Source organism: Nostoc sp. ChiQUE02 (assembly GCF_034531305.2).
Classification (GTDB): Bacteria; Cyanobacteriota; Cyanobacteriia; order Cyanobacteriales; family Nostocaceae; genus Nostoc.
Genome location: NZ_JAVRBN020000088.1, coordinates 1 through 13129, shown reverse-complemented (window position 1 = coordinate 13129; position 13129 = coordinate 1). Strand labels below are relative to the sequence as shown.

Sequence of the window (13129 nt, the reverse complement as noted above, 5' to 3'; positions counted from 1 at the left end):
AGAACTGATGAAGTCTTGAAATTTAATTCTTAATTCTTTTCTTTTTACTTTTACCTTTTGACTTACTAGCCCCTGCTTACACAGCGATAGGACATTTTTTTAATTGGAAGTTCCTAATGGCGAGTGTAGGAATCCTCAAATTGGATTTTGAGTCTCTCAGCCATAACTGCCAAAATAATTAATACTACAGAAGCAGACACTGCTGCTATTTTTATTCCAGAAGTATCTGTAAGTATTGCTATAGCAGCAAAAGCGATCGCAATTCCCACGCAGCTTTTTTGTAATCGTTTGGTTAACTGATAAGCTTGGTTACAGGAATTACAAATCAGTGTGTGTTGCGAGAATCGATCTAAGGGTTTTAACTCTTGACCATCCTCGCTATTATCAATATTTTTTGCAGTTAAATAACCTTGATAAAAAGGCAAAGATAAGCCGTATTTATCTAACCACCTGCGATATGCAACTACTAATATGTCTGATGTTTTGAGCGGTAAATACAATTCCTGTAAATTTTTTCCTAAACGCTCAATTTGTCCCTTTTGTTCAACAACTATTGGCATATCACCTTCCAAGACTTTGTTGCGGATCATTACATGATCTACCCAAGGAGGCATCAACTTCGTCTTAAAATCAAAAAAGTTACTATAATTTCTGACGAGAACCCGACATCTATTTTTTCCGAGGGGAATTGAATATAAAGCTGATCCCCAAAACTTACTTTCATGTTCATTGCCAAGCCTGTAAAGAACTAAGCTGGGAGCAACAAAATCTAATAATTGCCAAGGCTGATTGGGGTTTTTTGTCTTTCGATACCTTCCACGAATTCCTTGATGGGAACTCTCAAGGACTTCCATTTCTAGTGGTTGGGCCTCAGTGCGATCGCTAAATATGCCCTCATGACTAATAGGAATATGCGCGGGGTCAATAACGTTTTCAATAAAATAGCTTTGGTCATAAGGTAAGTCTCGCATGTAATCTAAGCTAAAACATCCTGGTTTATCCCAATTCGGTACAGTTGGTATTAACTCATCAACAGCCGTTTCAACTTCTCCAGCCCACATCCAAATCATTCCTTGACGTTCTATAACTTTAAAGGATGATATGCAAGCACTAACAGGAATTTTCGCCTCTGCTGATAACTGAGGAATATGCAAACATTGACCATCTTGGCCAAATTGCCAACCATGATATAAGCACTCGATTCTACCGTCAATAATTTGCCCATCAGACAGTCTAGCTGCACGGTGAGGACAACGATCTGTTAAACAAATTATCTGTCCATCTGTGTTTTTGAATAAAACAAAAGGTTCATCGTATAACGAAAAACTATAAGGGCGATTTATAGGCAAGTCTTGTAGAAAACACACCGGATACCAAGATTCTCTCCAATTAAATTCTGACTGATATTCAGGAGTCTCAAAAGTAGAATCTCTTTGTGTTGCCTGTAGTTGTTTTATTTCTAATGTCATAATTTTCTCCAAAGTTCTATCAGTCTATTCCTCAGCAGAAATTCTCTCAATTTTGTAGCTGTGGCTGGATTTGATCTTAGAGGATGTTTGAAAAGTCAGAGAAATGGTAAAAAAGGTCTCTCAGTATACGCTGTGAATAGATAGTAAACAGCACTGAGAGAGCAACTTGGGTAAAGCATACCCGAGTAATCTGACCCGCGCCCAATATGAATGGCTAAGTGACATGATTCCAGAAGCAAAACCTGGTGGTCGAAAGCGTGAAGTCGATATGTGGGAAATTCTCAATGCAATATTTTATATTCTTGTAGAGGGAGTTCGATGGCGAGCGTTACCTGGAGACTTTCCCGCTTGGCAAGTCTGTAGAATCGTCCCCCTACTGCTGATCATCCATAGTCTATGTCTCAATATGATACAGCTACAGTAGTTATTTACTCAACCATTCCTCCCATTGTTGAGCAGCTTTGTCGCGTTCTGCCTGTGGGCCAGCGGGATCATAACTTCCCAAACTCTGCCACAACTGATTCCAGTCCTGCCCTTGGGGTAGTTTACTCACCACAGCCTTAACAATCAAAAAAGCCCGTTCACGAGTCAGATCATTGGGTGCTTGCAGCAGAGGAACTACCAAAGGCAAAACTTCTTTTCCTCCTCGCATCAAAGGATACATCGAAGCTGTGTAGGGATTGTGCAAAATATCAGGGTAATCATCAAGGGTGGCAACCAAAGCGGGCAATGAACGTTTATCCCCTAATGTGTGTAGGGCAGTGGCAGCACGGGCACGCACTTCTGGATTAGTGTCATGGGTGGCTTGGAACAAAGCATCAGCACTGGCGGGATCGGCAATTTCGCTCAGTCCTTCGGCAGCAAGACGACGGGTACGGGGGTTGGAATGAGTCAAGGCTTCTAACAAAACGGGAGTAGCTTGTTTGCCTAAGCGGATCAATTCACCCAGGGCCAAACCGCTAGTGTCTTGATCTGTAGAGTAGAGTCGTGCTTTGATCTGCTCCATAGGTGTCGCGGTAGCATCTTGATTATTCATATACAAATTTCCTCCAATGACTAGTATCAAAACTGTCACGAATATTCCTGCTGTTCTCCAGATCACGGTGTCGCTCCTCCAGCGGCTGGTGCTGCTGCTGGCACATGCCTAAAGCTCAAAACGACCCGGCGATTGCCCCGACGATTTGCTTCTCTGTCTTGGTTAGTAGTGGCATCAGGGGTAAAGTCTTCAGTTGCTCCAGAGCCAATAGTGACAGCACTAATCTGAGCTTCAGCTACACCTTTAGCACGCAGGGCTGCTCCTACTGCTTCGGCTCTGCGTAAAGACAAATCTAGGTTGTGTTGAGAAGCACCGCCGCGCCTATCAGCGAAACCTTCAGGAGTAACATTTACGTCCGGGAACCGCCGCAGATAATCCAAGAATGTGTCAATCTTGGCTGTTTCGCTGGAACTCAGTTGGTCGCTGTCGAAATCAAAGTAAAAAATAACTGGTTCGTGTACGTAGAAATCTCGATGCTTCTCCAGAGCCGCATCGAAAGTGGCAGATTGCCCTTCCTGTGCTGATGCATTATCATTCTCAACTTTACCGGCACGAATCTGGAAGCCCCAATGAAGCGCACCGTAAGTTGTCATGGTGTCTTCTCCCTTAGCCACCGTCTGAAAGTCGAAGTTGAACTCACCAGCTCCTCCAGGGGCATCGGTTAGCTCTGCTGCTTTGATGTCGGTGGGGTCATCAGAGCGTTTGTAACCGATAGTAGCTCCGCTTGCACCACTAGAAGAGGGCCGTGAAAGTCCAGGGGTTGCAGGATTGGGTTGGGCTGGGTCGTTGCCAAAGGGATACTGAGCAGGTAAAGCACTTCCGGCTGGGGCATTGGTTCCTGTACCACCGTGAGCAGGTGCATCATTGTGCAGTACATCAGTGAAATATCCGCCCTCCACTCCCGTGGTGGCATCAGCTGTGGTACGTAGGCTAGCACCACGAGCAGCAGGTAAAGACTGAGGTTCGACATTTGTGCCTGTAGCATTTGTCAGACGCACAATTTGAATCAGTCCAATCTGGTTAGAGTAGGGAGCAGTGGTTTTGGGTTTGAAACGAATAGTAATGGGTAGACTCGCCCCGTTTGGTGTGGCATTCACCTCAAAAACACCGTGAGTCAGGTCGTATGTGGGGTTAATTGCCCGTTGAATTAATTTTCTCTGGGCTGCACCTGTCTGCTGCACCACATGAGTCAGTTCATGGGCAGTTAATGCATCATTACCTGGTGACTTGCCTGCACCAAAGAAAATGTTTTGCTTGTGCGTAAATGCCTGGGCATTCAATTCCCGATTCATCTGCACCGCTTCATTGCCTGTATGTACCCGCACTTGACTAAAATCACTGCCAAAGCGGGGTTCCATAAAGGAGCGCACTGCATCTGGTAATGAGCTTCCTCCACCTTCACTGCTGTTTAGCCGATTCTCAAAGTTGTCCCCAGTCTGGAAGCTGCCATTGGTAGCGAGTTGTAGTGATGCCTTGGTTTGCAATTCCTCTTCATCTTCTGAAATCGCCTCCCGTTGCAATAGGGGAGTTATAGCAGCTGCTAAAGGCTTGGTTTGCACTTCCTCTTGAGTCTGTGTATCCTGCAAATTTATGGGCTGAGGTTTAGCCATTCGCATAATCTGATCGGCAACTTTATCAGCTTCCTGCTCATAATAGTCGTCTGGCGCACCAACTGTAAGCTTTGTCTGGGGACGATGCAAGGACATGCGACTAATGTCGTGATTAAGAGGCTGTTGTTTGATGGTTTTTGGTTCCAATAACTGCTCATCAACAAACTGCGCCTCTTGAAGGTCAATTGATGCCTCAGTAACTCTTTGGATTGGAGGATTATTTGTTTGTAAACCAAAGCCGCGCGTTGGAGAAGCTAGTGTAGGAATAGTTGATGAGGCAAGGGCGGGATTTGTAAAAGTTGATGTGGCTGATTTCTGGCACCCAGGCGTGCGTAGACCCCCAGTGGCTTGTCGTCCGACATCGCTCATCTCGCCCTCCTCTATCAATATTCTTAGTAATAGAGATTATAGAATTTGTCTAGCTGCGATCGCTATCGACTTAAGTGTAAAATACTGCGTCTATATCGACGATTTACTATTTGTATATTGCTCAGTGTCACTATCTATACAACTTTTCAAAGAGCAAACGTTTTGGGCTGAAAATTAGAATGGCTCTTGGGATGAAAGCACTCACTCCAATTTGAATCATTGAAAATTTATGCTTCACTATTTAGCAATTCTTTTGAGCATTTTAGGAAATTTTCTGCTGGGGAAAGTCAAGCCTAAAAGTAGGAATTATCGTCTGGTTCACCTCTCCATCGTGGAGTCGCAAATGTAGGTTTTCCATCGGGTAGAATATACAGCGGAAAATCTCCTTGTGTTGTATTGCCGTCCCAATTCCAGTCAGTGGAGTAAGTGTGTTCTCCATGCCCAAAGTTGCCCGCATGGTCAATTGTCGGGCCGCTACCTGTTAAATTGATGGATAGCGAATCACCATAACCAATTGACATTGAAGAACCCCGGCGCATACTTCCACCTCGGAATTGTCTTACATCCATCTCTTGTCCCCGACTCGGCGGATCTAAATTCGGGATTTGAGCCGCATCACTACTTAATTGCAGAGTTTCCTTAATAAAAGTTCCTTTAACATTGCTAAACTCAACCGATCCAACAGTACCAATTGAATCTGCGGTGTGATCTCCACTGTCTGACCAGATATACTCTACGTTGGTTAGTGTTTTTTGGTTTGCATTGAGTAGTGTTTCAATCTGCAACTGAACTTCTGCCTTTACAGCTTCTAAAATGGCTTGATCTAAAGTGCCACCAGATTGATTAGGTGAATCTTGAGCAGCTGGTGCTGGAGTTGCTGGGGTTGGTGTTGGGGTTGCTGGGGTTGGTGCTGGGGTTGGGGCCGTTCCCTGAGCAGGTGGAGCTAATGGGACATCAGGGTGCTGTCGTTTCCAGTGACTCACGTAGGCGTTAATCAGACGATACTGAGTAATCAACTGTAGCTTTTGTTTGTCTACAGGTGACATATATCCATTGTCTAGTTGAACGCTTTGGACACCGCTTTGTCCAGGAGCAAGTGCACCTCCTACCTGTGCTGCGGCTTGAAGACCTTGAATAGTTGCTGCTGTTACTGTTGCTGCTGCTGCTGCTGATTCAGTTGCAAGACTAGCACCCCAAGCGGCGACCGAACCAATTACTGGTAGAGCATTTTGCACAATTGGCTTTTGTTGGACTGCGTTGCTTACAGTTCCGTCTATTTTCTGGGCTTGAATAGATTGTTTGCTGTCCACGTCAGAGCTAGCTGCCGCCTTGCTACCTAGCACATCAGCTTCTGCTTCCAAAGCTTGGTCTTGCACAACTATGGAATTCCCTTCTTGAGGTAGTTGTGGTATGTTAACCCGCCCTTGTCGCTGTTGCACTACATGGGTTAATTCATGTCCAATTAGGGCTTGACCAGATTGACTGTTAGGGTCGTACTTACCTTGAGCAAAATGTAAATTATTACCAGATGCGAAAGCTTGAGAACCTAGCTTTTCAGCTTGCCCATCCGTATGAATTTTGACATTCGATAAATTTGTATTGAATGCCGTTTGCATCTTTGCTAGGACGGGTTCTGGAAGATTTTGTCCACCACTAGGAGACACAACATCGACACCGTATGAGGCATTTTTTATACCACTTCCCTGAATGACTGCATTTTTTGATGTATTTATCACGCTTTCGTTGAATGCCTTTTGTGGACGCAATGACATACGACTAATGTCATGACTCAGGGGTGATTGTTTGATAGCTTCTGGTTCTACTAATTGCTCATCAGCAGACTGCGCCTTTTGAAGGTCTGGCGACGCCTCAGTTACTGTTTCTACACCAAAGCCGCGTATCGGGTTTGCCAGTGTCGGAGTACTTGGTAAGGCAAGGGATGGATTCGGCGAAGTGGATGTATCTGCTTTCTGACGCCCAACTATGCCTGGACGCAAAGCAGCTTGTCTTTGGACATCGCTCATCTCAACTTTCCTCCATCAATAGCCGAACTACAGCATACTGCTAACACATAGGATACAATTTGTTTGCATTAAATCCCTATGGACTTTAGTATAAATTATTTCATTTTCACCTGATTTAACTTAACAAAAATCATTGGCTGATTGAATATTTGCAACTCGTTGAATCATCGCTGACCAATAACACCAGGTTACGGTTGAGGTGGACCGCCGATCGCAGTCGGAGAAGACGCACCAAAACCTAAACTGGGGGGCAACAATCGTCCTACATCTACATGCATTCCTAACATGAGGTTGTTGCCACCTGTATTAATCTCCAAGCGCAACCAGTTCAATCCGGGTACAGGTAAAATCTGTCCATTAAGTTGATCTAGTGCAAACCGTCGAGCGGTTGGATCGGAAAGAACACCTGCGATCGCTCCGACTCCAATTAAGGTTGTAGTGCTAATCAAACCAATCTGCCCCCCTGTGCTTAACCGTCGCCAGTCTTGCTGGATGCGATCGCCTGCTTGGGTTTGCAACGAAGTTAGGGCACTATCGATTGCCGGAACAGCCATAATTGCTTTTAGCAAATCCCCTGCTGTTGCAGTCCGGGTAGTGTCTGGCCCCGCACCCGCAGGCACGGTTGGAGAAGCCGGAGGTAATGTTGGGGTAGCAAATGGGTTGGGTGTGCTAGGATTGCTAGCCCCTTGAGTTGGTAAGACTCCTAAATTGATCTGACTCAGGGCAGGCCGAATCGTTGCCGGATTCAACTGCTGCTGAATATGCTGCATTGCCATCGCTTGCAACTGGGGATCGAGTTGCAAATGCATATCCATACCCAGTTTATAGCGTGAAGTTGGGTCGGGAGGTTGCAGTAATGAAGGAGGAGTAAGTTGGTAGTTGGGAACAGGTGGCAAACTGGTGGTTTCATCTCGCTGGATTACCTGAGTATCTCTCTGCTCATAAACAACACTTTGGCGCTGCAAACCTTCTCTGATAATTTCTTCTCCTCGATGAGCTACCCGATTTGTTTCCGGCTCATAACTATTTCCTAGTTGAGGCTTTGCCTGGGGACGAAATAGTGATATTCGACTAATGTCATGACTCAAGGGCTTTTCTTGGATGACTTCTGGTTCCAAGGATTGCTCACCAGCAGATTGCGCCTGATGAAAGTCGTCTGATACCTCAACCTCAGTTGCTGTTTGGATTGGAAAATTATTTGTGATGCCAAAACCGCGTGTTGGATTTGCCAGCGTTGGAGTTGCTGGTGAGAGAAGCGATGGATTTGAAAAAGTTGATGTACTTGCTTTCTTGGGCCCAAATATGCGATCGCTCATCTCAACATCCTCAATGCATATTTTTGGGCCAAATTATACAATTTGTTGAGTTGCGATCGCTATCGACTTAAGTGGAAATTATCCAGGCTAATAGCTGAGGAATTGAATGGCGATCGCTAGTTGATTTTAAATCACATCCACCCTCCAATTTCCGCCTCAGTTAAAGGTTTCTCTAACTTGGTATACTCTGTCTGAGCAGCCCGCAACACGTGTTTCATCTGCACTGGTTCCCCAGCATCGGCGGCGAGGAAAGCTGCATTTAAGGCTATGTTACGAATATTACCTCCAGCGACATTTAGCCGTGCCAGTTGCAGAGCATCTAAGTCTGCGGTTGGGGTGTTGGCTGGAAAGACGCGTCGCCAAATCTCGGCTCGTTGTGTTGTATCGGGGAAGGGAAACTGCACTACGAAGCGAATCCGCCGCAAAAATGCTGTATCAATTGCACTCTTCAGGTTAGTAGTCAGGACTGCGAGTCCTGGGTAGCTTTCCATGCGTTGCAATAGGTAGCTAACTTCAATGTTGGCATAGCGATCGCGGGCATCTTTGACTTCACTGCGTTTGCCAAATAAGGCGTCAGCTTCATCAAATAACAAAATTACTCCACCTTGTTCTGCTGCATCAAACACCCGGCGCAGATTCTTCTCTGTCTCGCCAATATATTTGCTGACTACCGATGATAGGTCAATACGATAGAGGTCGAGGCGCAATTTATGTGCCAGCACTTCTGCCCCCAAGGTTTTACCAGTGCCGCTTGCACCTGCAAATAAAGCGCTGATTCCTAACCCCCGCCCATTTTTGGCACCAAAACCCCAATTATTATATACAGTACTACGTTGACGGACATGAGCCGCAATTTCTCGGAGAACTTGTTTTTGTGCTTCTGGTAATACCAAGTCTTCCCAATCACCAGATGGCTCAATTCGCTGGGCGAGTTCATCTAAGCGTGGACGTGCTTGCACACGGCAGGCATCCCATAAAATATCACTAATATCTGTCTCTGGTGTTTGTGCTAACTGTCCTGCGGCTTCTGCACAAGCAGCGCGAATAGTTGCAGCACTTAGGTTAAACTGATCCACTAGGGTTTTGACTTGCCCGTTCATTTGTGGTGCTATTGTACCTAGTGCATCTTGCCAAACTGCACCTTGTTCTTTGGTTGTTGGTTGATGTACGTCAAAATTAATCACCAGGCGTTGTGATAAGCCTATGCGTTCCCGACTTGTGACTATTAAAAAGCCCTTTGTGCGTTCGATGAAATGAGCGATCGCATTTAGCCGCGCCGTATCATTAATATCCAGTTCGTTGCAGTCTATGAGTAAGGCACTCTTACTTAAAATCGTCTCGCGAGTCCACAGGCGAATAAGATTATCCAACTCGCTAGGTGCTAAGGGAATAACTTGTGCAGGCATCACCCACAGGCTTAAACCTTGCAGTTGACAAATTGTGGCGGCAATGGCGCGTTTGCTAGCAGTTTCTTTACTACATAATTGGACAACTGGCAAGCTATTAACCTTGTAAGCTTGTGACCAAACTGCTGCTACTCGCTCTGCTAAATTTTGGTGCGAGGGTACTAAATCACTAACCTGTTGTAATGGTTCAATGATGCCAGCTAGCCGTTCGTCAAGATATTGAATGCCCGTCAAATAATGTAAAATCCGCTCGTCAATTCTTAGGGGACTGAGGGTCAGGGCATGACCATCACCAATTTGAATTAACCGCCAATAACGTAAAGGAGCATTTGGAGCGATCGCATCCCAGTGGACGTGAGGCAAAGCTGCCAGAGCTAAACTTAAGGTTGGATAAGCTCGTTGTAAATCACCGTGGATTATAGCACACAATTTTGCAAAATCTCCATTCAATTCCATACCTGCACACAGCAGCAACACATCACGTTCAAAGGATGAGAGGCTAAACATTTTGCATACTCTCTCCAATGCTGATGGTGCAGGCATAGCAGCAGCAGCTTCCTGTAACGCTTGCTGTAAATACTCTTGGTTTTTCTCTTCAGGTTGATTTTGCTCTCTGGCCGTGTGATTTTCTAAAATACCACGCACTACGGCTAGCGCTGCTGATAGGTAGCGGTAGTTTGCCTCATCCCAATTGCGATTAATTGTTGTAGGATTCATAAAATAGTCACCTGTGGCGAATCATAAGCTCCAGACTGATTCTTGTGCAGTGGACTTTCCGCTCCATCTACCCGCACCCGGACAATATAAGTTCCTGGCTTGACGTTTTTGACAGGAATGGCAATTGCATCAGTATCTTGGGTGCGTGGTGCCACGAAAAAAGAGTAAGCTACCGGACTATCACCTAACACCTCATTGAGTAGCAAAACCACCCGCTGTGCCTTACCAACTTTGGGCTGGAATTTAACGGTAATTTCTGCTGTGCGTAAATTGTCGCCACTATTTTCTACTTGAGCAACAAATGCTGTAATTGTTGGATGGAGGACAAAAGCCGCAACGTTTGATTCAACAATACGATCCGTTTGCCCGGCATTGCCCATTGTCAGGTGTACAACTTGAATCCCCTGTACGCAAGCGTACAAATCTGCTGGGACTAACAAGCTGATTTGCGTCTCTTTTACTTCCTGAGGTACTATTAACGTCTCCGTATTACCCAAACGAACTCGGGTGATCTCACCACGTAACCGCTTACCACGAATTACTAATGTTGTGCCTGCAACAATCATTTGCTCAGTCTTTGCTGGAGCCATAACTTGCTCTATACTCGGTTGAGCAAAGGGCATCACATAGAAACCTTCAGACTTGTCATTGCTACTTTCAATCAATACCATTGACGCCAGATAGGTAGCTGAAGGTCGATAGTGCGTTTGTAAAGCAGACCATAACTTAGAAGTTTCTTCCATGTTAAAAAACTCTGGAGTCAGTTTGATCTGCCCAATATGTTCAGCTAAATCGGATACAGACACACTTGCTAGAGCTTGCGAAAAAGCACTTGAGGTATTGGTTGTAGATGCATTTATCAAAGTATTCTCAATAATCTCAGATGTAATAGCTGGTGTTTTGTGTAATAAATGCATTGCATAGCCAAGTAAAAGCTCCGCCTGAAAATCCTTGGCTCCGTAGGCTGTTAGCAAGTAGTGGAGGTCAAGAGCTAGTGGTGGAGTCAGAGAGCGCGGGTTTCCATTAATCGGTGAGTGCCTGTTCCGAAATTCCTGAGATACCCAATCGACGTTGCGATTCTGCGTCACTTGATAGAGAAAGAGGTTGAGTTGAGCACGCTCGTCAGCTTCAACTGAAATTCGATCGGGTGGTAGGGCAGTTACAATCACATCACCAACACTAGCAGCGATCGGATCGCTGACTAAACCATTTTCCAGCAAGACTTTTAGTACTGCTGTCACGGCGGCTATAGAGAGCACATTACTCATCCTCATTCCTCATGGCAATAGCACATATCAATCATGTACGCCAGAGCACATTGACAGAATATTTTTTGCAAAACTTTAAATATTCTGTAGCGGAGACTATCAGTATGGTAAATAAAAGGTACTGGAGATTGGGAACTAAGTATCAATTCTCCAATAATCTGGTGTATTAAGATTTACGCACACTCTACGAATTATTTTCTACGAGAGGCTGCGCGTTCACATAATGTTTCGTAGAGAAGGCAGTTCGATAAATTAAGCTTTTTGGAAGTTTTTGCGTAAGTACTGTGTGTATGAATCTTCTACCAAATTTTCCCAATCCCCAATCCCCAATCCCTCATCGAATTTGCGTTAACTTTACATCAGGAACAAACTTCAACTGCCATAGGTCTTAATTTTAAACATTTTATCAAATTGCTAGCATTACTTTTATGTTAAGCTGAGTATAATTAGAGAAACGCTAGTAGCATATATTACAAATGTTCATCTAGGTTACGAAGCAAGCACTCATATTTGTAATACTAGTATTATCTCTGACTAAAGCTAACACTTTAAAGTAACTAGGATGGGTTCCCCCAGATGAAATCCCCACCTTCTTCAAGTTCTTGGAATGGTCGCTTCGTAGGTGATAACCAGCGATACCGTTTAGACAGACGGTTAGGCGGGGGTGGCATGGGAGAAGTCTTCCTAGCAACGGATACCCGTGTAGGTCAGCAGGTAGCTTTGAAGTTGCTCAAAGACACGCTGGTGGCATCACAAGAAATGAGAAAGCGTTTTGAGCGTGAGGTGGCAGTTTGTGCTGCTTTGCAAAGCGATCACATTGTTAAGATTAGTGATTGTGGTGTCACCCCGGAAGGTTTTCCATTTTACGTCATGGAATATTTGCGGGGGCAAACGCTCAGGCAATTACTGCTGCGCGAAAAGCGGCTATCTGTTGAGCGGACGGTAAAGATTATGGCGCAAGTTTGTAAAGGTCTACAGCTTGCCCATCAAGGAGTGACTCTCCAACGGGATGGCGGCAAAACTACTGAACATATTCAGGTAGTTCATCGCGACCTGAAACCAGACAATATATTTCTAGTACCTACAGATTTGGGAGAGTGGGTCAAAGTTTTGGATTTTGGTGTTGCCAAAATTCGTAGTGAATCTTCAGAAAACACTAATATTACAAATATAACTAGTACATTTATCGGTACATTTCGTTACGCACCTCCGGAACAAATCCAAAGCGATAAAAACCTGGATGCCAGGGGTGATATTTACAGCTTAGGGATTATCCTTTATGAAATGCTGAGTGCAGCCGACCCCTTTGGAATCAGCATTAAGGGTAGTCATGTTAGTGAAGCTTCTTGGGTATTAGCTCATGCTTATGAGCCACCAAAACCACTGCGCGAGCAACCAGGGTGTGAGCATTTACCCGTACAATTGGAAGCGGTGGTGATGAAATGCCTCCACAAGAACCCAGCTAACCGATTTGCAACGGTAGAAGAACTGAATCAAGCTTTGCAAGCTGCTGCTAAATTTGCCACCGAGACTACTAGTGTACCCGGAGAGATTACTGGGCGATCGCAACCTTCCTATAATCAAGGTTCAAATCACGAAACTATTCCCAGACAATCGAACGACGACACGATTCTACGTCCTCCATCTGCATCCAATCAGGGTTCAAATCACGAAACTGTTCCCAGACAGTTTAACCCAATTGAGCAAAACCAATCTGAGGAAACTGTTCCTCCGCTTTCGCCTGCATCCAATCAGGGTTCAAATCACGAAACTGTTCCCAGACAGTTTAACCCGATTGAGCAAAACCAATCTGAGGAAACCATTCCTCCGCTTTCGCCTGGTTACCACCAAGGTTCAAATCACGAAACTGTTCCTAGACAGTTTAACCCGATTGAGCAAAACCAATCTGAGGAA

General features: G+C 45.0%; 8 protein-coding genes and 1 pseudogene. 2 read left to right on the top strand and 7 right to left on the bottom strand.

The features are described 5' to 3' along the window. Positions 1-113: 113 nt before the first annotated feature. The gene (locus tag RM347_RS34440) at positions 114-1469 is read right to left on the bottom strand and encodes a Rieske 2Fe-2S domain-containing protein (protein WP_322719316.1); all 1356 of its coding nucleotides are present in this window, start codon (positions 1467-1469) and stop codon (positions 114-116) included. Between the two features lie 166 nt (positions 1470-1635). Here RM347_RS34440 and RM347_RS34435 point away from each other — a divergent pair. Continuing rightward, positions 1636-1821 (top strand): annotated as a pseudogene (locus RM347_RS34435) (transposase); the annotation flags it as partial. Positions 1822-1893: 72 nt separating this feature from the next. Here RM347_RS34435 and RM347_RS34430 read toward each other — a convergent pair. The 6 genes from RM347_RS34430 to RM347_RS34405 form a co-directional block, all read right to left on the bottom strand. After that, on the bottom strand, positions 1894-2505 hold the full coding sequence (locus tag RM347_RS34430) for a HEAT repeat domain-containing protein (RefSeq protein WP_322719315.1): 612 nt from the start codon (positions 2503-2505) through the stop codon (positions 1894-1896). 62 nt (positions 2506-2567) lie between these two features. Further along, positions 2568-4484, bottom strand: a complete 1917-nt coding sequence (locus RM347_RS34425) for an eCIS core domain-containing protein (RefSeq protein WP_322719314.1) — start codon at positions 4482-4484, stop codon at positions 2568-2570. Between the two features lie 293 nt (positions 4485-4777). Further along, a complete protein-coding gene (locus tag RM347_RS34420; protein ID WP_322719313.1) occupies positions 4778-6508 on the bottom strand; it encodes a DUF4157 domain-containing protein in 1731 nt (576 codons plus the stop codon). A gap of 188 nt (positions 6509-6696) precedes the next feature. Next, entirely contained in the window at positions 6697-7824 is a 1128-nt protein-coding gene (locus RM347_RS34415; RefSeq protein ID WP_322719312.1) for a hypothetical protein, read from the bottom strand. A gap of 131 nt (positions 7825-7955) precedes the next feature. Then, positions 7956-9947 (bottom strand): ATP-binding protein, encoded by a 1992-nt coding sequence (locus RM347_RS34410; protein ID WP_322719311.1) that lies wholly within the window; start codon positions 9945-9947, stop codon positions 7956-7958. Beyond that, entirely contained in the window at positions 9944-11215 is a 1272-nt protein-coding gene (locus RM347_RS34405) for a DUF4255 domain-containing protein (RefSeq protein WP_322719310.1), read from the bottom strand. The genes RM347_RS34410 and RM347_RS34405 overlap by 4 nt, the downstream gene beginning before the upstream one ends. Positions 11216-11791: 576 nt before the next feature. On the opposite strand from RM347_RS34405, the gene RM347_RS34400 reads away from it, so the two are divergent. Beyond that, positions 11792-13129: serine/threonine protein kinase (locus RM347_RS34400; protein WP_428850668.1), on the top strand; the 1338-nt coding region annotated here is incomplete at its 3' end.

Excerpts from the sequence above, each read along its gene's own strand:
- RM347_RS34430 (WP_322719315.1), bottom strand. The coding sequence starts at position 2,505 with ATGAATAATCAAGATGCTACCGCGACACCTATGGAGCAGATCAAAGCA.
- RM347_RS34440 (WP_322719316.1), bottom strand. The coding sequence starts at position 1,469 with ATGACATTAGAAATAAAACAACTACAGGCAACACAAAGAGATTCTACT.
- RM347_RS34425 (WP_322719314.1), bottom strand. The coding sequence starts at position 4,484 with ATGAGCGATGTCGGACGACAAGCCACTGGGGGTCTACGCACGCCTGGG.
- RM347_RS34415 (WP_322719312.1), bottom strand. The coding sequence starts at position 7,824 with ATGAGCGATCGCATATTTGGGCCCAAGAAAGCAAGTACATCAACTTTT.
- RM347_RS34410 (WP_322719311.1), bottom strand. The coding sequence starts at position 9,947 with ATGAATCCTACAACAATTAATCGCAATTGGGATGAGGCAAACTACCGC.
- RM347_RS34420 (WP_322719313.1), bottom strand. The coding sequence starts at position 6,508 with ATGAGCGATGTCCAAAGACAAGCTGCTTTGCGTCCAGGCATAGTTGGG.
- RM347_RS34405 (WP_322719310.1), bottom strand. The coding sequence starts at position 11,215 with ATGAGTAATGTGCTCTCTATAGCCGCCGTGACAGCAGTACTAAAAGTC.